This window comes from Kitasatospora sp. NPDC059599, assembly GCF_042735125.1.
GTDB lineage: Bacteria > Actinomycetota > Actinomycetes > Streptomycetales > Streptomycetaceae > Kitasatospora.
This window is the reverse complement of sequence record NZ_JBHWCL010000033.1, coordinates 43,305-65,590: the sequence shown is the minus strand read 5'-3', so window position 1 is coordinate 65,590 and position 22,286 is coordinate 43,305. Positions and strand designations below refer to the sequence as shown.

Sequence of the window (22,286 nt, the reverse complement as noted above, 5' to 3'; positions counted from 1 at the left end):
GCCGGGGTGCGGGGCGGCGCCGGGGCGACGGCGCCGGTGCCCGGGGCGTGCGGCGCCGGGGCGGTCGGGACCGTCGAGCCGGACCGGTACTGGGCGAACGTCAGATCACGCACGACCGGACCGGAACGCAGGACCTCCTCGATCCGCTCCAGGTGCCGGGGCAGCACCGTGAAGTCGTCCCGGTGGGCCGAGGTGCCCATCACCCCGTCCTCACCCGCCCACCGGTCGCGCCGGCGCAGCGCGAACGCGTCACCCGGCGTCGCCGCCCGTTCGACGTACTCGTCCGGCAGGCCCAGGAAGTGCAGCACCTCGTGCAGCAGCACCCCGGGCGGGCTCTCGTCGTACCAGGTGAGCTGGTCGCTGCGGTCGCGACCGGGAACCACGGTGATCGCGCGGTGCGCGCCCGCCTCGTTCTGCGTGCCGTCCACCCGCAGGTGCACCTGGTCCCCGCCGGGCAGGCGGAAGCGTTCGTTGAAACGCTCGTCGACCACCGCCCGGACCCGGTCGAGCATCCGCGTGGCCTCGTGCGTGGGCAGCGGGCGGCCGTCCGGCCCCTGCAGGTGCAGGTTCAGCGTGAACTCGGTGACCCAGTGACCCGGTTGGGCCTCGAAGCGCCGCACGTCGTAGCTGATCGCGGTCTCGGCGCCGTGCAGCCCGCCCAGGCTCGGCTGCCGGTTCTCGTACTGGTCGCGCACGCCGGGGCCGGCGATGTCGCCCGGGCCGGCCTGCCCGCGCACGAGGGGGTCGAAGCGCTCCGTCTCCATCCGCGCGGGCGGCGCGGACGTCCTGATGTCGGCCCAGGCCGAGGCGGGCAGCACCGCGTGCGGAGCAACGGGCGGCACAGCCGGACCCGGCACCTGCGCCGGCGGAGTCACGACGGCGGGGGCTGCCGGCGCCTGGGCGGGCTGGACGGGCTGGGCGTTCTGGGCGTTCTGTGCGTTCTGGGCGGCCTGCTGCTCCTCGGCCCGCTGGCGCGGGGTGAGGGGCACGGTCATGCCGTTGAAGATGATCTCCCTGCCCGCCGACATGACGACGAACTCGTCCTCACCGCCGAAGATCGGAGAGTTGAGATTCTCGTACCGGCCCTGCAGGTGGGTCCCGAACACCCGGTGGATCGGGACGGTCTGGACCGTGACGTAGAACGGGCCGCTGTCGCTGGTGCTGTGCGGTTCCTTGAAGGGCGACAGCAGGCTGAACGACTCGGCCGGCCCCCGCAGGAGCGGCATCGGCCGGCCCTGCTGCCGGTCTTCGCTGCCGGTGATGTTGTCGATGTGCCGCTGGCTTTCCAGCCGGAACAGGGCGACCTGCCCGGTGGCGCGGTCCACGTTCGGCAGCTCCGTCTTCTTCAGGAACTCGTGGGTGAAGACGTGCTGGGCCACCATGCTGCGGACGTAGTCCTGCCTGTACACGATGTCGTGTGCGGAGCCGAGGTTGCGCAACAGGTACTCCGCTTCCACCCCGTCACCGGGGCGGAAGTGGGCGAACATCAGTTTCGCGCTCAGGGGAGACCCCTCCCAGGATCCGCCGCCCTGGGTTCCCTCCCAATCCGCGATGTAGCCCGGGTGCCCGCCTGCTTCGTCCTCCAGCCACGTGTAGAACGCGTCGGCGGCGCCGTTGCTGCCGCGCAGCGAGCCGCCGTCGTGCTCCCTCGGTATCGGGCCGTCCGGGAATTCGTAGGCGGTCAACATGCGGAATCCCGAATACCCGCCCCCCTCCAGGGGCTGCGGGTTCTGTTCGAACAGTCGCTCCGGGAACAGGTTGGGCACCGTACTGGCGCGCAGCCGCATCTGCAGGTGGAGGAACTCGCTGATGTAGGCGGGCGACCAGCCGTCGCCCGCCAGCACGGCGTGGGTGTCGAGCAGCACCTGGGCGGCGTCGCGGTCGTCGTTTCGGGCCTGGGGGTCATGGATGACGTCCTCGGCCCGGTCGAGGATGGACTGCAGCCGGGTTTCGATCAGGTCGACCGCGTGCTGGAAGAGTACGTCCGGGGCCTCCGGGAGGCCGGACGTGTCGCCCTCGCGGGGCCACGTGATCAGCGTGTGGTCCTGGATGTGGAACTCCGGAAGCCGGTCACGGGTGCGCCACAGCTGAGCGGCCTCGAACGAGCCCGCCGGCAGGGGCTCGACGGGGAGGTCCAGCACCGAGCCCTGCTCGATCTCCGGCTGGGCCTCCGGCTCGGGCTGCGGCTGGGTCACCGGCGGGGTCTCCGGCTCGGTCTCGGTGAGGTGGACCGCCTGGGTGGCCTGGGTGATCTGGGCCGCCGCATTCCTGGGGGCGGACGATTCGTCGTCCGTTCCGCCGGTGCTCCAGTCGTCGTCCGAGTCCGAGTGCGGGGACTTCGCGGGCGTGCGCTGCGCCACCGGGTGGACGGTCTCCTGAGCGGCCTCGCGCTCCTTCCGGGCCGGCTCCTGGTGTACCTGCTCCTGCTCGTCACGGCGGGGCCCGGTGGCCTCGTGGTCCTGCCGGGTCGTCAGGAGCGTCCGGCGTTCCTGTTCCTGCAGCGGTCCGACCGTCGCGGGCCGGTGGTCCTCGGGTGCGGGGGTGTCCGGGCGGCGGTCGCCCTGCTCGACGAGTTCGTGACCTTCCGGGCGGTCCCCGCCCGGCTTCGTGCCCGAAGGCTGCTCCCGGACGGTGTCCCGGGGGCGGACGAGCGGGCCTGACGGGGTGAGGGGCCCGGGTACGGGGGTCGGCTCGGTCTCGGGCTTGTGGTCGGGGCTCGGCTCGGTCTCGGGCTTGTGCTCGGGGGTCGGCTCGGGCTCGGTCTCGGGCTTGTGCTCGGGGGTCGACTCGGTCTCGGGCTTGTGCTCGGGCTCAGCCTCGGCCTCGGGCCTGTGATCGGTCTCGGCCTTGGCCTGCTCCTCGGCGGGGCGGCGGCCGAAGACGTTCTCGTTGGCCGCCTCGTGGCCGCGCCAGCGTTCGCCGTCGAGGTCCTCGGGCCCCCAGTGGTCCTTGTAGGCGTCGAAGAACTCGCCGCCGTAGCGGGTCTTGAGCTCCTGGACCGCTTCCTCCGACACTCGGCGGCCCTCGGCGAGGCGGTCGTAGCCGGCGGCGGCGTGTTCGCGGGCGGGCAGCACGGCGCGTTCGAAGGCCACGTGCTGTTCCAGGCCCTCGGTCAGCCGCTCGCGCTCGCTGTGCCACTGCTTCAACTGCTCGGTCAGGCCCGCCTTGTGGTCGGCGCCCGGGTCGCGCAGCAGGGAGCGGAAGTTCTCCTCGAACGCGGCGCGGACCCGCTCGGTGTAGCCCTCGCGCACGCGCCGGGCCGCGGCGGAGGCCGGCGGTTCGGGGGCGTCGGTGCGGCTGCCGCGCGCCGGCCGTCCCAGGGCCGTCTCGACGGTGGCCGCCGGGTCGGTGCGGTGGTCGGTGGCGTCGGGGTCGCCCAGGTCGTGCGGGACCTTGGTGCGGGCGGTCTCCTCGGCGGCGCTCAGCGCCTTCTCGCGGGCACCGTGCAGGGCCAGCAGGCGGTTGACCGCGGCCGGGGAGGTCAGTCGGTCCAGTTCCTCCTTGAGCCGGGCCGGGTCGCGGTCGGCGGCGGTGTGCTCGGTGACCAGGCGGTCGGTGCGGCGGGCGAGGTCGGCGCGGGCGGTGGCCACCGCACGCGGGGACGGGCCGTCGGCCAGGCCGAGTTTCGCCAGCGTGTCGGAGCCGAACTGGTCGGGGGCGCTGGTCTTCCACGCGTCGGCCGCGTCCTTCACCGCGTCGATGGAGCGCTGCAGCACGGTCTCGCGGACCGCCTGGACGGTGAAGTCGTGGGACAGGCCGCCCTTGTGGCTCTCGAAGACGTCCCGGAAGTCGGCTTCGAGCCGGTCCTTCCCGCGGGGGGTGGGGTCGAGGGCGGCGAGGTCGTCGCCGTTCTCGTCCCGGATCGCCAGGAACGTGTCCTCGTCCCGGCGGCCGGCTCCCGGCTCGGCCTCGTCGACGTGCAGGGTCGTACGGTCCTGGTAGCGGCCGTGGAACTCGGCGAGCCGCTCCCGCATGGCCTCGGCGACCTGGTCGCGGGCCTCCTCCGACACCCGGGCGTCCTTCGGCACGCCGACGGCGTCCAGCAGCGCGCGGTCCGTCTCGGTGAGGTTCTCCCGCTTCCAGTCGGCGTGGGCGTCCTCCACCGCCCGTTCGATCCGTTCGGTCTGCGTGGCGCGTGCCTGACGGACGTCCAGGTCCCCGGCGGCCCGGCGCAGCCGGTTCTCCAGTGCCCGGGCGGCCAGGGCGTTGCGTTCGGGGGTGACGTCGGCGCGGGTGGCGTACACCTGGGCGATGTCGCGTTCGGCGTCGGAGCGGAAGTGTTCGGAGGCCTCGCGGCGGATCTCCGCGAGCGGGTGGTCGCCGCCGGTGGCGGCCGGGTCGAGGCCGCGTTCGGTCAGCAGGTGGTCGAAGCGGCTGACGGCAACCCGGAGGGCGAGTTCGCGGGCGCCGGCCAGTTCGAGGCGGTCGGCGGCGCCGGCGAGGATTTCCTCCCGCTCGTGCGGGCGGGCCTCGATGTCGGTCTGCAGGTCGGTGGCGGTGCGGCGCCACGCTTCGGTGCCGGGGCCGGTCAGGGCGCGCAGGTCCCGGGGCAGGTCGGCGTGGCCCTCGATCAGGTGTTCCTCGATGGCGCCGTGCAGGGCTTCCTTCGCCTCGGCCTCGGCGAGCACGGCGTCGTGCCGCTCGGCGATCTCCTGCTGCTTGTCGTGCCAGGTGGTGCGGCGTTCGTCGCCGGCGGGCACCTTGGCGTGTTCGGGGGCGTCGACCCGGTGGTAGGTGTGGCCGGAGGGGGTGTGGGAGGTGGTGGGGGCGGAGGGGCCGGGGCCCGGGGTGGACGGGTCGTGGGGGCCCTTCGGGTCGGTGGGCCCGTCGGGCCTGGGGTCGCGCGGCGGGGTGGCGGGCGGCACCGGGCCCTGCGGGTCGGGGCGCTGCGGGTCGGAGTTCTTCGGGTCGGGGTTCTTCGGGTCGGGGCGGCCGGGCGCGGGGCTGTCGCCGTTGCCGTGGGCGTTGCCACTGCCATTGCCGGAGCCGTTGCCGTCGTTGCGGACGCCGCCGGCGTCGTCGCTGCTGGTGCGGACCGGGGCCGCCGGGCCGGCGCCGGGGACGTCCTTGTGCGGCTGCGGTCCGTTGTCGGGGTGGGGGGCGGCGGACCCGTTGCCCGTCGTCTGCCGTCCGGGCGGGCCGGCCGGCCCGCCGTCCGTGGCGGTCGTGCGCTCGTGCGCGACCGGCTCGTCGTGCTCGTCGCGGACCGTGGTGCGACGGTCCTGGCCGGGCGGGGACTGGTGCTGCGCCTTGGTGGCACCGCCCTGGCTGTCGGCGGTCGCGGTCTCGCCGCCGCGGCCCCCGGTCTTCTGCGGGGTGCCGGCCTTCGGGGGGTTCTCGGCCTTCTGGGGGGTGTCGGTCTCCGTGCGGGTCCTGGTGGCGGGCCCGGGGTCGGTGTCCCGCTTGCCGGTGGGCTTCGGCGTCTCGGCGGTCGGGCCGGTCACGGGCGACTTGGCGCCGGATTCCGTCGCGACCTTCGGCGCGGGGGCCTTCGGGCCCGACCCGCCGTCGACGGAGGAGTCGTGGCTGGTCTTGCCCTTGGGGTCGGCGAGGACGCCGTCGCCGTTCTCCTCCCGGTGGTGGTTCCCGGCGAGGACTGACGAGCCGGACAGTGAGGCGCCGTCCGACCTGAGCGGGGCGCCGTCGCCGCCGGACAGCCGCGGCGCGTTGATCTGGTCGATGTGCCCGGGCCGCCGGGGCACCGGGAACGGCGCCGAGTGGCCGCCCATGTTGCTGATCACCGAGAGGAAGGTCAGCGGGTGGGTCATGGGGTAGTTGGGGCCGGACTCCTCGGTGATCCGGGAGCTCTCCAGGCCGCGGACGAAGTCCGCGTACCGCAGGGTCAGCGGCGAGGCGAGCCCCATGATCATGTGGCGCATCCCGCCCATCATGAAGCCGCCGAGGAAGCTCATCCCGCTGGCTTGCCACTCGCCGTTGTAGATCGTGTTGTAGATGCCCTCGGTGAGGTACTGGTTGATGCCCGACTCGAACTGGCTGCCCAGCACGTGCCCGAGGTGGAACATCTTGTTCATCTTGTTGACGCCGCCCGCGAGTTCGGGCATCTTCTCGACCAGCAGCTTGAGTTCGGGTGTGAGCGCGGCCCGGCCGCCGTCCTTGGCGAGGTTCTCCAGGGTCTCCTTGATCGCTTCCTTGCTGCTCTCCTTCATCACCGTCTTGAGCGAGTGCTCGGCGAACTGCCTGCCGAGGTGCTCGCCCATCTCCCGGGCGAACTTGCTGCCCAGTTCCTGGCCGAGTTCCTTCTCGAAGAGCTCGCCGAGCTCGCGCACGAACTTCTCGCCGGTCGCGGCGCCCACCTTGCGCCCGGCCTTGAAGCCCTTGGCCAGGTACTGGGCGTTCTCCTTCAGGAGGTTGGAGATGCCTCGCGCGAACTTCTCGGCCGCCTCGTCGCCGAGCAGGTGGCCGAGGCCCTGGCCGGCCTCCTTGCCCGACCCCTTGCCCGCGCCCTTGAGGGCGCCGGCCGCGGTGCCTTCCCCGAGGTCCTTGCCCGCCCCCTTGAGGGCTCCGCCCGCCACGCTCTCGGCCAGGTCCTTGGCCGTCCCCTTGAGGGCGCCGGCCGCGGCGCCCTCCCCGAGCTCCTTGCCCGCTCCCTTGAGGCCTATCCCGGTCAGCCCCTTGATGACGTCGTTGAGCGCGCTCTCCACGAACAGCTTGGCCAGGCGGGGGCCGATCAGCTTGCCCAGGCCCTCGCCGATCAGGCTGAGCGGCCCGCCGATGGCGCCGCTGATCGCGCCGAAGATCGCCGCCTGCTTGGTGAGGTCCTTGTCCCACTCGTGCCGGTCGCCGTGGTTGAACTGGATGCCCTGGATGATGGCGTCCAGGATCAGGCCGCCGACGATGCCGCCGAAGGTGTGCATGGCGATCAGCTGGGCGAGCTTCTTCAGCAGCTGGAGAAGGAACTGCCGCGTCAGGATCTTCTGCCACTCCAGCTGCACCAGGGAGAAGCCGCCGGTGAACACGGACCAGGCGATGGCGAAGGCGATCTCGATGAGCAGCTGGACGAGCTGACCGATCGCCATCCACTTGGTGTACTCGACGGTGTTGGCGACCTTGCCGGCCAGTTCGGACAGCTGGGTGCAGAGTTCAGCGGCCTTGCGCAGGGGGTCCTGGGTCTGGTCCGTGTTGACGAACTGGCCCCACTCCTTCCTGAAGGCCTTGGCGGCCTCGCCCTCCATCCTCTTGTCGCAGGTCTGCACCGCGTCGAGGATGTACTCGCTCAGCTTCGGCAGGTCCTCCGCCAGCGCGAGGTAGTCGTCCCGGACGTCCCGCAGCAGCCCCTCGTCGGACTCCGGCCAGGGCATGCCGGAGATGATGTGGAAGAACTGCGCCACGCCCGGGGAGACGTGGATGGACGAGTGGGACATGGCGGCAGGGCCTCCGGGGGCGGGGCTGGTGGTACGGGGGTGCGGGGACGGGCGGGCAGGCCCGGAGTCAGGCCCTGGCGAGGGCGGTTCAGACCAGGCCGAGGTTGTGCTCGTCGGCGGCGTCGAAGAGGTCGGCCGTGCCCTGGCCGTGCGCGGACATCGCCTTCAGCTTGTTGCGGATCTGCGTGGTCAGCCCGGTCAGGTCCGCGGTGGGCTTGTCGATCTTCTCGTGGTACTGCTTGCCGATGTCGTCGCCGCCGCCGGCCTTGACGTTCTTGGTGTTGATGTCCACGATCTCCGTGTTGATCTTCTCCACGAGGGCGGCCACGTCGTCGAAGTTGGTGAACGCCGCCTTGAGGCCCTCGTCCTTGCGCAGCGTGTTAGCCATTGAACTCCTCCTGCTTGCGGGACTTGGCCGTCCGGTCGGCGCCGGGGCGCATCGCGGTGAGCGGGGCGAGCAGCGCGTCCAGGTCCAGTCCGCCGCCGGCCCCGAACAGGTCCTCGTCGCCGCGATCGCCGGTGAAGCCCAGCCGCAGGCTCTCGCCGACGCCCTCGAAGGTGCGCATCTCGGCGGTGATCCGGTCGCCCATCCGGGCCTTGGCCTCGTTGAGCACGTCCTTCAGCACGGTGCTCAGCTCGGCCGGGGCCATGGACTGGTAGGCGGTGGTGTGGAAGGTCAGCGCGAGCAGTTCGCCCTGGGGGCCGACCTTCGCGGTGACCATCCGGTCCTTGCTCCTGGCCTCGGCGGTCATCGCCTGCATCTTGCGCGTCGACTCGGCCAGCCTCTCCTTCTGCTCCTCCAACGAGGCCATGGCCTGGTTCAGTTGGTCCTCGAACGAGTACGACATGCCTTTTCCGTTCTTTCCCGGGGCGGCGTCCCGCTCCCGGGACGCCGCCCCCCTGCTGGTGGGCTGCTGGTGGGCCGTGTGCCGCTCAGCGGCCGATCACGCCGTTGACCGCACCGGTCTCGGTGCCCCAGACCTCTTCGTCCTCGGCGAGCCAGGTGGTGCGCTGACGGTCCTTCTCGCCCTGGCCGCCCATGCCGCCGCCCATGCCGCCGCCCATCGGCGGCATCATCGGCATGCCGCCGCCGCTGGTGGACATCGACCGGCCGCGCATCGCGGCCTGCTCCTCGGCGGCCATCGCGGAGGCCTTCTGCAGCGCGGCCTTCTCCGCGGCCGCCGACTCGGCGGCCGCGGCGGCGGCCGTCTTGCCGCCCGGGGCCAGCCCGCCGCTGTTCTCGATGGCCTGCGGGCTCAGCCCGCCGCCGGAGCCGACCAGCTTGGGCATCGAGCCGCCGCCGGACGGGGTGCCCCCGGAGCCGCCGACTCCCCCGCCGGAGCCGAAGAGGCCGGCGTAGGAACCCAGGCCGCCGCTGCCGGAGGCCGAGCCTGCGCCCGACGTCGAGCCGGAGCCGTAGTCGCCGAAGGAGGAGCCGAGGTCCAGGTTCCAGTCGGACCCGGTGGACGGCGGACGGATGCCGCCGCCGCTGCCGGTCCCGCCACCGCCGCCGCCACTGCCGCCGCTGCCGACCATCGCGTCGATGGCGTGCTGCCGGTCGGTGTAGCGCTGGGAGATGTCGGAGATCGGACGGCCGGTGGAGTCGAGCAGCGTGCCGTCCCCGGCGATGGAGCCGCCCTTGGGCACCACCACGGGGTTGCCGTCGCGGTCCAGCACGTCCTTGTCGTCGGGGCCGACCACCGTCCCGTCGTCGCGGATCTTGGAGCCCTTGGGCACCTTGGCGTTCTGCCCGTAGATGCCGCCGCCGGTGCCGGGCGGGACGTCCGAGCCCGGCGGGACGATCACCGGCTTGTGGTTCTTGTCGAGCACCTTCTGGCCGTTGGCGTCGTAGACCTGGCCGTCCTTGCCGATGTAGCCGCCGGGGGGCAGCAGCACCGGCTTCTTGTTGGCGTCGAGGACGGGCTTGTGGTCCTTGTCGAGGATCGGCGTGCCCGCGCCGTCGCCCCCGATGCCGGCGCCGCCGCCACCGCCACCGCCGGCCCCGATGACCGGGGGCGGCGGCGGCAGGTGGGTCTTGGAGCTGCCGCCCTTGCCGTCGCCGCCCTTGCCGCCGCCGGCGCCGCCCGACAGGTCGAACTTGCTGCCGCCACCGCCGCCACCGCCGCCGGCGCCGTCACCCAGGCCGAGGTCGCCGCCCTTGCCGTCACCGCCCTTGCCGCCGCCGGCACCGCCCTTGCCGTCACCACCGGTGCCGTCGCCCGCCCCCGGGCCGGGGGGCGCCGCGGTGGGCAGGTCCAGGCTGATGTTGACGTAGCCGCGGCCGAAGTCCGCGACCAGCGTGGAGTAGGAGGTGGCCAGGGCGTCCGTCGGATCCGTCCCGGTGCCGTACATGCCCTTCCGCGCGTCGAGGTACATGACGACGTTGGACAGCCAGATCTCCTTCGCCTTCTTCTCCAGGGCGACGTAGAAGGCGTCCTGGGTGGCGTCGCCGAGCGTCTTGGAGGGGATGGACGTCACTTGGCCGTTGGCGTCGAACACCGGCCTCTGGCCGTCCATCTCCTCCGCCAGCGCCCAGTAGATGGCGTGGGAGGGCCACAGATCCCCGGAGTCCCACCAATCCTTGTGGACGGTGTAGAGGCCGTTGACCGTCTTCGGTATCTGGTCGGCTGCCGCCTCCAGGTCCGCCGGGTGCTTCACCGTGTCCAGCTGGAGTCGCATGGTCTCCATCTCCAGCGCGTACCGCTTGAGCAGCATCTTGAACTCGCCGGCCGCGTCGCCCTGCCAGTTGCTGTCCGGGCCGTCGATCAGGTCGGCCCATTTCTTCGTCCGCGGGTACCAGGTGTCCAGCCAGGTGCCCACGTCCCGCAGGCCCTGCGCGGCGACCCGCAGGCTCCGGGGGTCGACCGTGCCGTTGCCGCCGCCGCCCGCCAGCGGCCCGAGGATCCCCTCGTGCTGGTGGATGAACTGGGACAGCGGCTTGTCCGCGTCGTTGCCCCAGTCCGTGTAGTTGACCGGGATCCCGATCAGGACAAAGTGGTTGACACTGTTGAAGGTGTAGTTCCACGCCCACCACACGTCGGGCTTGCTCTCGCCCGTCTTGGCCGTGTCCGCACGCCCGGTGTCCTTTGTTGTGCCGAAGTAGAAGTTGGCGCCGGACGTACCCTTCTGGACCTGGTCCGGCCTGATCCAGGACTTGGCCCCGGCGGGCAGCTCCGCGACCTTGCTCCTGTCGACGATCTTCTGGTCCGGGCCCGCGAAGAACGCGAGCACCTGCTCCCAGGTCCCGGCCATCAGTGCCCCCACATGCCTTGTACGGTCAACTACTGTGTTACTTGCCTGACTTGGGCGGAGCGGCGCCCGACACCTTGGTGAGGACCTCCATCATCTCGGCCGCCGTCATGGCTTCCTCGTGGGCCTCGTCCATGATGGTCAGCGTCAGCTGGATCTTCACCTGGGCCTGGCGCATCTGGGCCTTGAGGGTGCCGAGGTCGGTGGCCAGGCCGGTGGCCAGGTTCTTGAAGTCGAGGACGACCGAGTCCGCGAAGAACAGCCTGTTGCCCACCAGCAGCGAGTTGCCCGTGTCGTCCAGCATCCCCGCGTAGCGCTGCATCACGTTGTAGCCGGAGTTCTTGTTCAGGTCGTCCAGCAGGGCACCGATCTCCGTGTTCGCGAAGTACTGGAGGTCCTCCTTGTGGACGCTGAGCGTGTGCTCGTAGTTGGGCTCCGTGGGGGTGCCCATCAGCCGATGCCGGCGGCGGCGCGCTTGTCGGCGTCGCGCAGCAGGCCGTGCATGGTGCGCAGGACCTCGGCGCCCTTGACGATGTCGTCGTTCATGGTGCCGTTCTGGGTGGCGAGCACCTGGTAGAAGGCGTGGGCGGCGGTGGCGAGGTCACCGCTCAGCTGGGCCTCGGCGGTCTTGATGGCCGCCATGCAGTTGTCCATGGCGGTGTGCATGCCCTGGCCGGCCTGGGTGAGGGCGTCGGCGGCCTCGTCGATGTTGGCGTGGTTGAGCATGATGTTGGCCATCGGGGGTCCTCTCGGTGGGGTCGTCGGGTGGGGTCGTCGGGTGGGGCGGGCGTGGCGGGGGGCGGGGTCAGGGGTTGAGGCCGTTGTAGATGTCGGCGGAGGCGCCGCCCCAGTTGGCGCCGACGCCCGCGGCCTCGTCGTGGGCGGTGTTGACCTGGCCGTGCCCGGCGCTGAAGCTGCCGTGGAAGGTCTGGTAGGCGTTCTTGAGCTGCTGGTAGCGGTGCTGCCAGTCCTGGATCTTCCCCTGGTACTGGGTGCTGCAGGCGGCCTTGAAGTGCTGCTGGACCTCGCTGTTGACGTTCTCGACCTCCGTGCCGGCGCGCGTCATCGCGTCCATGTGGCTCTCCAGGGTCGCCAGGATGCCGCGGACGACCGCGTCGTCTGTCTGCAGGTTGGGGGCCATCGGGTGGTTCCTTTCGTCGGCCCGGGCTTGAGGATGCCGGGTTCATTTCAGGTCAACGGCGCCGTGTCGGCGGCGGGTTCACCGCGGGCAGGCGGGTGCGGGGGCGGCGGGCGCGGGGGTGGCGGGGGTGCCGGTGAGGGCGGCCGGGTCGAGGCTGGGGCCGGTGGGCAGCAGGGTCAGCAGTGCCTCGGGGATGCCCGGCGGGGCGGCGTCGCCGTAGCCGAGCTGCTTGGCGACGGCGGGTGAGGGCAGCGGGTACTTCACCCCGTTGTCGGTGACCAGGTAGAGGGTCGCGCCGGTGCCGGCGGTGGACAGGGCGCGGACCAGGGCGCCGCCGCCGGGGCGCACCGCGATGGTGTCGGCGGTGGCGCAGGGCGCCTCGACGCCGGGCTGGGCGGTGGGGGCGGAGCCCTGCAGGGCGGTGTCGTCGACGAGGGTGACGGCGGTGGTGGGCCCGGGGTCGCCGGGGCGCAGTTCGGCGCAGACGTCGCGGCCCTGGGGGGCGGTCAGGAGTTCGGGCACGGTGGTGGGCAGGGCGGTGGCGGCGGTGGCGGCGGGTGCGGGGGGTGCGCTGTGGGCGGCGAGGTCGGCGGCGCCCACGTCGGCGGGGGTGACGGCGGCGTTCTGGTAGGCGCTCTGCTGGGTGCGCAGGTCGTTGCGCAGCAGTTCGAAGGCCATCGGGGTGAGCGGGGTGAGTCCGGCGGGGGTGAGGAGGTAGTGGTCGCCGTTGGGGCCGGTGAAGAGTTGTCCGATGCGGGTGGGGTGGGTGGCGAGGTCGGGGCCGGGGGTGCCGCGCTGGTCGAGGTCGGGGGCGGCGAGGTCGGGGCCGGCGGGCAGGGCGTTGAGGAAGGCCTGGGGGACGGGCTGGGCGGTGGCGGCGCTCTGGCCGAGGGCCTGGCGGGCGCCGTTGCGGGTGTCCAGGCGCAGGCGGCGGCCGTGCCACAGGAGGTGGGTGGTGCCGTCGGGGGCGGTGACCAGGAGGGCTTGGTTGTCGGTGAGGGCGGTGCCGCGGGTGGCGGGGTCGACGGCGAGGGCCAGGTGCGGGCGGCGGTCGCCGGAGGGGCTGGGGCGCAGGGCGGCGCAGGCGAGCCAGGGGGCGGTGGTGAGCCGGCCGGGTTCGGGCAGGCCGTCGGGGGCGCCGAGGAGGCCGAGGGGGGTGCCGCGCGGGGTGTCGGCGAGGGAGTGGGTGCTGACCTGGTCGACGGTGAGCTGGTCGCCGGCGAGCAGGCGGGCGGTGGTCTCGTTGAGCAGGGGGTGCAGGGTGCCGTCGAGGTAGAGGTAGCGGGCGCCGCTCTCCTTGACCAGGACGAGGGTGCCGGGTTTCTTCCAGCCGGTGGCGCCGCCGGGGACGAGGACGCCGTAGACGGTGGCGCCCAGGCAGGCGAGGACGGCGAGGACGGTGCCGGTGACGATGCCGCGGGAGGTGCGTCCGGTGGGGGCGTCGGGGGCGTCGGGTTCGCCGCGGAGCATGCCGGTGGCGAGACGGCCCATCACGAACAGGTGGGCCTGCACCTGGTCGCGCTTCGACTGCATGGCGTGGTTCTCCTCGGGGGCGGGGCGGGGCGTGGGGCCGGCGGGGCGCGGTCGGGTGGCGGCGGGGTTCAGCCGGCGATGGCGCGCAGCCCGTGGTAGGTGCCGGCGGCGGCGAGGGCGAGCGGGAGGACCGTGACGGCGGCGAGGGTGTGCAGGAGGTCGGCGGCGCGGCCCCAGTAGGGCAGCAGGCGCCGGCCGGGGACGGTCCAGGAGACGGCGGCCAGGACGGCGGCGGTGGCGAGCAGGGCGGCGAGCAGGCCCAGGCGGGCGGCGGTGGACTGGCCGGCGGCGAGGTGGGCGGTGAGCAGGGCGGGGCCCAGGGCGCCGGGGACGAGGACGGCCAGGCGCTGGGGGATGCTGCCGATGCCGCGGGAGTGCAGCAGGAGCAGGAGGGCGAGGGCGCAGGTCAGGGCGGTGGGGGCCCAGCCGTCCTGGCCGGTGAGGGTGACCAGGGCGAGGGCGAGGACGGGGGCGAGGGTGAGGTGGAAGGCCGTCAGGAAGTCGTCGGCGACGGCACTGCGGGAGCGCACGGAGGCGGCGGGGACGGCTTCGATGCCTTCCTGGAGTTCCTCGGCGTTGCGGGGCAGGGCGGGCAGGCGCATGCCGGACAGGCGGAAGCTCAGGCCGGGCAGGAAGGAGGCGGCGGCGACGGGCAGGACGGCGAGGACGGCGGCGGTGGCGGGTGCGGTGAGGCCGGCGAGGAGCAGGGCGCCGGCGGTGGTGACCTGCAGGGCGAGCAGGACCAGGCCGAGGAAGAGCGGGGCGGAGCAGCCGACGGCGGCCATGGCGAGGACGGCGGCTCCGGCGCCGGCACAGCCGCCGGCGAGGAGGCGGGCTCCGGTGGCGGAGGGTCCGGTGCCGGTGGTGAGGAGGGCGCCGGCGAGGGCGAGGTAGGGCACGGCGGTGGTGCCGAGGGCGGTGCCGGCGCCGGCGTCGCCGACGGCGCGGGAGGCGCTGAGGGCGCCGAGGAGCAGGAACAGGCCGGTGATGGCGGCGGCGCCGGCGCGCAGGTGGGGCGGGCCGGGCAGGAGGAGGAGGGCGAGGCCGCCGGCGAGGGCGGTGACGGCCAGGGCGAGGGCGACGTGGTGGGTGAGGGCGGGGCGCCAGGTGTCGGGGCGTTCGCGCATGCCGGTGGCGACGCCGTCGGCGAGGTCGTCGTAGTGGACTTCGGGCAGGGGGTCGCGGCGCGGGCGCAGGTGGAGGTCCTCGCCGTCGTGCAGGCCGAGGGCGTCGGCGCCGAGTTCTTCGTCCAGGGGTGGTTCGCCGAGGCGTTGGAGGATCCAGCCGTCGTGTTCGGCGCCCTGTTCGTCGAGGTCGTCGCCGGCGTGGGCGAGGACGGCCGGCAGCAGGTCGGCCAGTGGCACGTCGGCGGGGACCGCGAGGTCGAACACCGCGTCGGGTGCGTGGAACCTCAGTCGGCACAGTCCGGCGACTGCGGTCCCGTTGGCGCTCCCGTTCAAGGCTCTCCTCACGTCCGTACGGCCTGGGCCGTCCCGCCCGGCGGGGCGGTCTCCCTCACCCTGGGCCACGGGCCGCGGGGGCTGCGGGGTTCACCGGCGGGTGGCGGGTTCCGTACGGCGGGTGAACCCGGGGCGGGGCGCCGTCCGTGGTCCTGGGCGGACGGCGCCCCGGACCGCGGGGGCTTCGCGGCCGTCCCCCCTGGTGCGAGGAGCCGTTCGTTGAGTGTGGTGCTGGTCGACCGTCCGCCCCGGCGCCCCGGTCCGGCGATGCCCGACGGCGAGATCCAGTTGCAGGAGCCGCCGGTGCTGCCGGAGGCGCAGAGCGGCATGTCGAGCATGATCTCGATGGCGCCGATGGCGCTGAGCTCGCTGTCGATGGTGTTCATGTTCCTGCGTCCCGGTGACGGTGGCGGGATGCTCGGCTACGTGGCGATGGGCATGATGGGCCTGTCGGCGGTGGGCATGCTGGTGACGTCGCTGATCCGCGGTTCCAGTGACCGCAAGCGGGAGTTGCGGGCCGAGCGGCGGGACTACCTGCGGTACCTGTCGCAGATGCGCCGTCAGGTGCGCGGGCACATCGTGCGCCAGCAGGAGGCGCTGGCGTGGCGGCACCCGGCGCCGGGGGCGGCGGCGTCGCTGGTGCGGACCTCGCGGCTGTGGGAGCGGCGCGCCGCGCACCCGGACTTCGGTGACGTGCGGGTCGGGGTGGGGCACCAGCGGCTGGCGGTGCGGCTGGCGCCGCTGTCGACGAAGCCGGTGGAGGACCTGGAGCCGTTGTGCGCGCACGCGCTGCGGCGGTTCATCCACGCCTACGGCACGGTCGCGGACCAGCCGATCGCGGTGTACGTGCGCGGGTACGCCCAGGTGCTGGTGCGCGGTGACGACCGGGAGGCGGCGCGGGCGCTGACGCGGGCGATGCTGGCGCAGCTGGCGCTGTTCCACGCGCCGGACGAGCTGCGGATCGCGGTGGTGACGGACGCGGAGCACCGGGAGCAGTGGGAGTGGGCGAAGTGGCTGCCGCACGCGCTGCACCCGGTGGACACCGACGCGCTGGGGCCGGTGCGGCTGGTGGCGGGGTCGACGGCGGAGCTGGAGCAGCTGCTGGGGGCGGAGTTCGCGGGGCGCGGGCCGTGGGAGCCGGAGGCGCAGCCGGGCCGGGACGAGCCGTTCACGGTGATCGTGCTGGACGGTCCGCAGGCCGGTGCGGGCAGCCGGGCGGCGCTGGCGGGGTGGCGCAACGCGGTGCTGCTGGACCTGGGTGACGCGTTGGAGTGGAAGCCGTTGCGGCACCGGTTGCGGCTGCGGATCGAGGAGGGCCGGCTGGCGATGGTCGGCGCGGACCGCAACCACCGTGACGAGGTGACGGAGCTGGGGCGGCCGGACGCGTTGTCGCTGCCGGCGGCGCGGCGGCTGGCCTCGCTGATGGCGCCGTACCGGCTCGGGGACCGGGTGGAGGCCGGGGAGCCGCTGGCGGGCGATTTCGACCTGGCGTCGCTGCTGGGCATCCGGGACCTGCACCGGCACGACGTGGTGCAGAGCTGGGCGCGGCGCGGGATCGCGGACCGGCTGCGGGTGCCGCTGGGGATCGCGGCGGACGGCACGCCGGTGGAACTGGACATCAAGGAGTCGGCGCAGGGCGGCATGGGTCCGCACGGGATGCTGATCGGGGCGACCGGGTCGGGCAAGTCGGAGCTGCTGCGCACGCTGGTGCTGGCGCTGGCGCTGACGCACTCCTCGGAGGTGCTGAACTTCGTGCTGGTCGACTTCAAGGGCGGTGCGACGTTCCTGGGGCTGGACCGGCTGCCGCACACCTCGGCGGTGATCACCAACCTGGCCGACGAGGCGGCGCTGGTGGACCGGATGCGGGACGCGCTGCACGGTGAGCTGGTGCGCCGTCAGGAGCTGCTGCGGGCGGCGGGCAACTACAGTTCGCTGCTGGACTACGAGACCGCGCGGGCGGGCGGGGCCGATCTGGAGCCGCTGCCGACGCTGTTCGTGGTGGTCGACGAGTTCTCCGAACTGCTGGCCGCGCACCGGGACTTCATGGAGCTGTTCATCATGATCGGCCGGCTGGGCCGGTCGCTGGGCGTGCACCTGCTGCTGGCCTCGCAGCGGCTGGACGAGGGCCGGATGCACGCGCTGGAGTCGCACCTGTCGTACCGGGTGGGGTTGCGGACGTTCTCGGCGATGGAGAGCCGGGGCGTGCTGGGGGTGCCGGACGCGTACCACCTGCCGTCGCAGCCCGGCAACGGGTTCCTGCGCAGCGACATCGCCACGCTGACCCGGTTCAAGGCCGCGTACGTGTCCGGCCCCTACCGGGCGCCGCGGCCCGCGGCCGTGCGCCGGCAGGCCGCGGCCGGGCAGGTCGCCGCGTACGGCACCGGGTACGTGGCGCCGCGTCAGCCCGTGCTGGTCCTGGAGGAGCCGGAGGTGGAGGAGGAGCAGGAGAGCGGCAGCCTGCTCGGCATCGCGGCCGGGATGCTGCTGGACGCGGGGCCGCCGGCGCACCAGGTGTGGCTGCCGCCGCTGGGGGTGCCGCCCACCCTGGACCAGTTGCTGCCGCCGCTGGCGCCGCACCCGGAGCACGGGCTGACCACGGAGGGCGCGGCGGGCCGCGGCACGCTGAGCGTTCCGGTCGGTGTCGTCGACCGGCCCTTCCAGCAGGTGCGCGACCTGCTCACCGCCGACCTGTCGGGAGCGGACGGCCACGTGGGGATCGCGGGTGGTCCGCAGAGCGGCAAGTCCACCCTGCTGCGCGCCCTGATGACGGCGCTCGCGCTCACCCACACCCCGCGCGAAGTGCAGTTCTACTGTCTGGACTTCGGCGGCGGGACGCTGTCCTCGCTGCGCGGGCTGCCGCACGTGGGCGGGGTCACCGGGCGGCACGACCCGGAGCGGGTGGTGCGCACGGTCGCGGAGGTCAACGCGATCCTCGCGCGGCGTGAGCAGCGCTTCGCCGAGCTCGGCATCGACTCGGTGTCGGCGTTCCGGCGGATGCTGGCGGCCGGTGAGCTGCCGCAGGAGGCGCACGGCGACGTCTTCCTGGTCGTCGACGGCTGGAACACCGTGCGCCAGGAGTTCGCCGACCTCGCGCCGGCGCTGACCCTGATCGCCCAGCGCGGCCTCAACTACGGCATCCACCTGATCGTGGGCACCACCCGCTGGGGCGAGGTCACCGGCGCGCTGCGCGACCTGCTGGGCACCCGCTTCGAGCTGCGCCTGGGCGACCCGGTCGACTCCGCGATCGGCATGCGCGTCGCGGGGACGGTGCCCAAGATCCCCGGCCGCGGCCTGACCGTGGACGAACTGCACTTCCTCACCGCGCTGCCCCGGATGGACGGCAACGGCAGCACCGACGACCTCGGCGACGGGGTCGCGGACCTGGTCGACGCCGTCGCCGAGCACTGGACGGGGCCGCGCGCGCCCGAGGTCCGGATGCTGCCGCTGCAGCTGCCCGCCGCCGCGCTGCCCGCGCCCGAGGGCCGGCTGCGCGTCCCGCTGGGCCTGCAGGACGTGTCGATGGACACGCTGTGGCACGACTTCGAGGAGACGCCGCACCTGGTGGTGGTCGGTGACAGCGAGTCGGGCAAGACGAACCTGCTGAAGCTGGTCGCGGCCGGCATCACCGGCGCCTACCGGCCCGACGAGGCCCGCATCATGCTGGTCGACTACCGCCGGGTGCTGCAGGGCGCGGTGCCGCAGGAGTACCGGCTCGGGCACGCGGTCGCCGTGGACGTGCTGCGCCAGATCGTCGACGGCGCGGCGCGGGCGATGGCCAACCGGCTGCCCGGCGCGGACATCCCGCCCGAGCGGCTGCGGCTGCGGGACTGGTGGGAGGGCCCCGAACTGTTCATCCTGGTCGACGACTACGAGCTGGTCGCCGGCTCCCCCGGCGGGATGGCCGCCCACCCGTTCGCGCCGCTGCTGGACTACCTGGCGCAGGGCGCCGAACTGGGCCTGCACCTGATCGTGGCGCGCAGCGCCAACGGCATCGGACGGGCCTCCTCGGACCAGCTGCTGCGCAAGCTGGAGGAGGTCAACACCCCGGCGGTGCTGCTGTCCTGCCCGCCGAGCGAAGGCTTCCTGTTCGGCAACACCAAGCCCCGGGCGTTCCCGCCCGGACGGGCCCTGCACATCACCCGGCGGCGCACCGTCCAGGTGCAGACCGCCGTCGTCGACGACACCGAAGGGGCGCAGCAGTGAGCGCCGGGACCGCGCCGGTGCGGCGCTGGCTGACCCGTCACCGCGACGTCCCCGCCGCCCCGGCGGTGCTGCACCAGGCGGGCCCGCACTTCGTCATCGCGCCCGGGCCGGCGGAGGGTGCGCCGGAGGGGGCGGCGGTGCTGCCCGCCGAACTCGCCGACGCGCTGGCCCTGCTGCCGGCCGTGGTCGGCACCGTGACGGTGCTGGCGGCGGCCGCCGACGCGCAGCCCGTCCTGCTCGCCGGCCTGGACGAACTGGCACGCACCGCGGCCGCCCGCCGGGCCGCCACCCTGGTCCTCGCCGCCTCCGGGCTGGCCGCCGACCAGGCGGACGGGCGGCGCCCCGCCCAGCGGATCGCCGAACTCGCCGCCACCAGCATCGTCGCCCCCGACGGCGTCGTCACCCTGCGGCCCGACGGGACCCTGCTGACCGGCGGCGCCGAGGACGGCGAACCGTCCTCCTGGTGGCTGTGCACCCCGGCCGGGCGCACCCGCCGGCTCGGGCCGGTGTGGCCGCTGCCGGAGACGGCGGCGGCCGCGGCTGCTGCTGCGGCTACGGCTACGGCGGCCCGGGCTCGGGCGGTGGACCCGGCGGGCACCGCGGGCACCGCGGGCACCGCAGGGCCGGTCGCGACGGGACCGGTGCCCGCCGCCGTCCCCTCCCCCGACCCGACGGCCCTGCCCGCACCGACGGCCTTGCCCGCCCCGACCGCAGGCACGGCCGTGCCGGTCGTGACCGGCCCGGTGCCCGCTGCCGTCGCCTCCCCCGCACCGGTTCCCGCACCTGCACCGACGGCCCTGCCCGCGCCGGTGGCGGGCACGGCGGTACCGGTACCGGTCGCGACGGGCCCGGTGCCCGCCGCTGTCCCCTCCCCCGCACCGGTTCCCGCACCTGCACCGACGGCCCTGCCCGCGCCGATGTCCCTGCCCGCCCCGACCGCAGGCACGGCCGTGCCGGTAGCGACCGGCCCGGTGATCCCTCGGACGCCACCACCCACCCCCTCCCCCGTGGCGGGCGGCGACCGCGACCCGTTCGACGGGGACCCGCTGGTGACCGTGCTGCCGCGCGGCTACTGGTTCCGCGACGAGCCCGCCCCCGACGTCCGGCCCGGCCTGCTGGCCCGCGCCACGGCGACGCCGGGCACCCTGGTCCTGGTGGTCGGTCACCCCGGTGCGCCGCTGCCCGCAGCCGCCGGCATCGCCGAGCGGCTGCGCCGCGTCCGCCCGGCCCCGGACGAACTGCTGGTCAGCGCGCCCTGGGCGCCCACCACGGCCCTGGTCGCCCTGGCCGCCGCCCTCGCGGCCGAGCTGGGCCGCGACGTGCGGGCCGCCGTCGGGCTGCCGATGCGCACCGGGGACGGCTGCTCCGCCCGGGTCCTGGCCGCCGACGGCATCCCCGGCTGGGAGCCGTGGCTGACCGAGCTGACCGCTTCCCCCGGCCGCGGCCGCGTCGTCGCCTCGGCCTGGCGTCCCCTGCCCGACGGCACCACGTCCTGCGGCCCCGCGCTCTACCGCGCGCCGGTGGCGGGCTGGCGTCTGGAGGCGGTCCCGGCCGGCCTGTGGCTGCGCCCGGAGGACCCGCCACTGGACCACGGCCCGCGGCTGCTCGACCCCGACCCGGCCCGTCCGGTGCTCATCGCAGGCGTGGCCGACCGTACGGTGCCGGCGGAGGTGCTGGCCGCCCTGAACGGCCTGCTGACGGCGCTCACCGTCCCGGGCGCGGCAGTACCGGGGCTGCTCCTGAACGCGGGCCCCGCACTGGAGACCGCCCACCCGGCCGAGCCCGGCCGAGCGCCGCTCCCCGACGCACCGGACACCGACCCCGGCTTCCCCGACCCGCCCACCTGGGCAGCCACCTCCGCCGGCCCCGACACCACGACCGGCACACAGGAACCCGCTCCCGCCCGTACACCGCTCCCCGACGCACCGGACCCGGACGACACCGACGCCCCCGGACAGGACACCGACCCCACCACCGACCCCGGCTTCCCCGACCCGCCCACCTGGGCAACCACCTCCGCCGGCCCCGACACCACGACCAGCACACAGGAACCCGCCCCCGAGCCGACGGCGCCGCCCGTCGGACCGGCCCCGGACGACACCGACCCCACCACCGACCCCGGCTTCCCCGACCCGCCCACCTGGGCAGCCACCTCCGCCGGCCCCGACACCACGACCGGCACACAGGAACCCACCCCCGCCCGTACACCGCTCCCCGACGCACCGGACACCGAGCCCGAACCGGCCCCCGAACCGGCACCGGAGCCCGTGACCGAGCCGGCGACGGCACCCGTCGATCCGGGCGCCCGACCCGCCGCCGTGGAACCCGCCGTCACCGAACCCGTCGCCGTCTCCGTGGACCCCACGGCCGGGCCGGACCGCGACGGCGACATCCGCAACGGCAACGGCAACGGCGTCAGCGGCACCGACGCCGGCGACAGCCCGGCCGAGGTCCCCGCCGTATCCCGGCTCATCGCGCCGGACGGCGCGTTCGCCGTCGGCCGTCCGTCCACCGCCGCGGAACGGGCGGCGTTCCGGGCCCTGCTGGGCCCGCACTTCCACCGCTACGCCAGCCGCGCCGAGCAGGTCGCCCTGCGGTTGCCGGCGCTGCGTTCGCAGGCCCGCGACGACCTGAAGGACGACCTCGCAGCGGTCTACCTGCACCACGCGGACACCGGACTCCCCGCGTCCCGGGCCGAGTTGGTGGCGGCGGCCCGCCGGCCCGGCGGCCCCGGGGCGCTGGACCCGTACCTGGCGTGTCTGGGTTCCGGGTTGCGCCGGCTGCCCAATCACCGGGGCCCCGTGCTGCTGGGCGCCGACGTGGACGAGGAGGTGCTGCGGCACTACGTGCGGGACGCGCTGCTGACGGAGCCCGCACCGCTGGTCGGGACTCCGGAGGCCGATCTCGTTCCGGGGACGTCGGCGGAGTTCCTGGTGTGGTCGGCCACCGGCCGCCGGACGTCCGTGATCGCCGAGGACGGGGACCCGGAGGTGGTCTTCCCGCCGGGCTCGCGTTTCCTCGTCCTGGACGTCCTGCCCGGTGCCGAGGAGCGTCCGGCCCGGGTGCTGATGCGCGAAGCGGACGCCGTTCCGGCCGCGGACGGGGCGGCGGCGGAACGCAACCAGCAGGCCCGGGTCCGGCTGCTCGCCTGGCAGGCCCGCCGCGAGCTGCTGACGCCCGATCAGCTGCGCCCGCCGGCCCGTCCGGAGCGGCTGGGCCTGACGCCGGGAGTCGCCACCGGGTGAGACGCCGGGAGTCGCCACCGGGTGAGACGCCGGGGGTCGCCCCCGGGTGAGACGCCCCCCGGGGGGCGCGGGC

10 protein-coding genes and 1 pseudogene are annotated in these 22,286 nt (G+C 74.3%); 2 read left to right on the top strand and 9 right to left on the bottom strand.

Annotated features, from left to right (window positions below; genetic code table 11):
* From ACFV04_RS14760 to eccD, 9 genes and pseudogenes are all read right to left on the bottom strand, one after another.
* Nucleotides 1–7,382, bottom strand: a pseudogene (locus ACFV04_RS14760) (hypothetical protein); the annotation flags it as partial.
* Between the two features lie 88 nt (nucleotides 7,383–7,470).
* Complete coding sequence (locus tag ACFV04_RS14755; RefSeq protein WP_360263567.1) at nucleotides 7,471–7,770, bottom strand: hypothetical protein; 300 nt, start codon at nucleotides 7,768–7,770, stop codon at nucleotides 7,471–7,473.
* Nucleotides 7,763–8,230, bottom strand: a complete 468-nt coding sequence (locus tag ACFV04_RS14750; protein WP_360263570.1) for a YbaB/EbfC family nucleoid-associated protein — start codon at nucleotides 8,228–8,230, stop codon at nucleotides 7,763–7,765. Before ACFV04_RS14750 ends, ACFV04_RS14755 begins: the two co-directional genes overlap by 8 nt.
* Before the next feature lie 85 nt (nucleotides 8,231–8,315).
* Nucleotides 8,316–10,634, bottom strand: coding sequence for a hypothetical protein (locus ACFV04_RS14745; protein WP_380529251.1), 2,319 nt, complete (start codon nucleotides 10,632–10,634; stop codon nucleotides 8,316–8,318).
* Between the two features lie 37 nt (nucleotides 10,635–10,671).
* The gene (locus tag ACFV04_RS14740; RefSeq protein ID WP_380529249.1) at nucleotides 10,672–11,082 is read right to left on the bottom strand and encodes a hypothetical protein; all 411 of its coding nucleotides are present in this window, start codon (nucleotides 11,080–11,082) and stop codon (nucleotides 10,672–10,674) included.
* Entirely contained in the window at nucleotides 11,082–11,369 is a 288-nt protein-coding gene (locus ACFV04_RS14735; protein ID WP_380349197.1) for a hypothetical protein, read from the bottom strand. Before ACFV04_RS14735 ends, ACFV04_RS14740 begins: the two co-directional genes overlap by 1 nt.
* 67 nt (nucleotides 11,370–11,436) lie before the next feature.
* Nucleotides 11,437–11,772, bottom strand: a complete 336-nt coding sequence (locus tag ACFV04_RS14730) for a hypothetical protein (protein WP_380349195.1) — start codon at nucleotides 11,770–11,772, stop codon at nucleotides 11,437–11,439.
* A gap of 78 nt (nucleotides 11,773–11,850) precedes the next feature.
* Nucleotides 11,851–13,305: a type VII secretion protein EccB gene (gene eccB / locus ACFV04_RS14725; protein ID WP_380349193.1), complete on the bottom strand. Its 1,455-nt coding sequence runs from the start codon at nucleotides 13,303–13,305 to the stop codon at nucleotides 11,851–11,853.
* A gap of 68 nt (nucleotides 13,306–13,373) precedes the next feature.
* Nucleotides 13,374–14,765 (bottom strand): type VII secretion integral membrane protein EccD, encoded by a 1,392-nt coding sequence (gene eccD / locus ACFV04_RS14720; protein WP_380349191.1) that lies wholly within the window; start codon nucleotides 14,763–14,765, stop codon nucleotides 13,374–13,376.
* Nucleotides 14,766–15,032: 267 nt separating this feature from the next.
* On the opposite strand from eccD, the gene eccCa reads away from it, so the two are divergent.
* Nucleotides 15,033–18,968 carry a type VII secretion protein EccCa gene (eccCa, locus tag ACFV04_RS14715; protein ID WP_380349204.1) on the top strand — a complete coding sequence of 1,312 codons (3,936 nt, stop codon included), beginning with the start codon at nucleotides 15,033–15,035 and terminating at the stop codon, nucleotides 18,966–18,968.
* The gene (locus ACFV04_RS14710; RefSeq protein WP_380529247.1) at nucleotides 18,965–22,213 is read left to right on the top strand and encodes a hypothetical protein; all 3,249 of its coding nucleotides are present in this window, start codon (nucleotides 18,965–18,967) and stop codon (nucleotides 22,211–22,213) included. Before eccCa ends, ACFV04_RS14710 begins: the two co-directional genes overlap by 4 nt.
* The last annotated feature ends 73 nt before the right edge of the window (nucleotides 22,214–22,286 follow it).